At 71.4% G+C, this 590-nt stretch carries 1 protein-coding gene; it reads left to right on the top strand.

Features of this window, described 5'->3' with window-relative positions; genetic code table 11:
• Positions 1–259 precede the first annotated feature (259 nt).
• Positions 260–590 (top strand): metallophosphoesterase family protein (locus tag AC1DYG_RS18915; RefSeq protein WP_477641409.1); only part of this gene is annotated, 331 nt, incomplete at its 3' end.

Here is a 590-nt window from a genome sequence, read left to right as displayed (position 1 = left end):
GACGAGAGGGACTGCCGGAGCAGCTTCTCGTTGTCACGGAGCGCGGCGAGTTGAGCCTCCGCGCGCGCGGCGTGCTGGCCGGTCCGGGAGGCGTGCCAGAGCCAGCCGACCGCGATGCCGAGGCAGAGCGAGACGAGGAGTCCGAAGCCGGTGACGGGTTCCATGCCGAGATAGTGCACGAGGGCACCTACATGCCTCCGGCGGTCGGGGAGAGGTGCACGTCAATGGGCCTGTCGGTGGGGTGAACTACGGTCGGCGCATGCGAATCCTGCACACCTCCGACTGGCACATCGGTCGCACCTTCCACGGGGTGGACCTGCTGGCCGACCAGGCACTGGTGCTCGACGCCGTCGCCGACCTGGTCGCGGAGCACGCCGTCGACGTCGTGGTGGTGCCGGGGGACGTCTACGACCGGGCCATCCCCAGCGCCGATGCGGTCACCGTGTGCAACAAGGGCTTCGCGGCGATCCGTGCGGCGGGTGCGGTGATCGTCGCGACCTCCGGGAACCACGACTCCCCGGCCCGGCTCGGCGCCGGCGCGGCCTTCTCGGCGGCGGGCGGACTGCACCTGATGACGCGGGTGTCGGAGG

Source organism: Pedococcus sp. P1_H8, assembly GCF_056405175.1.
The sequence above is the reverse complement of the archived record's forward strand: the minus strand, read 5'-3'. Positions and strand labels throughout refer to the sequence as shown.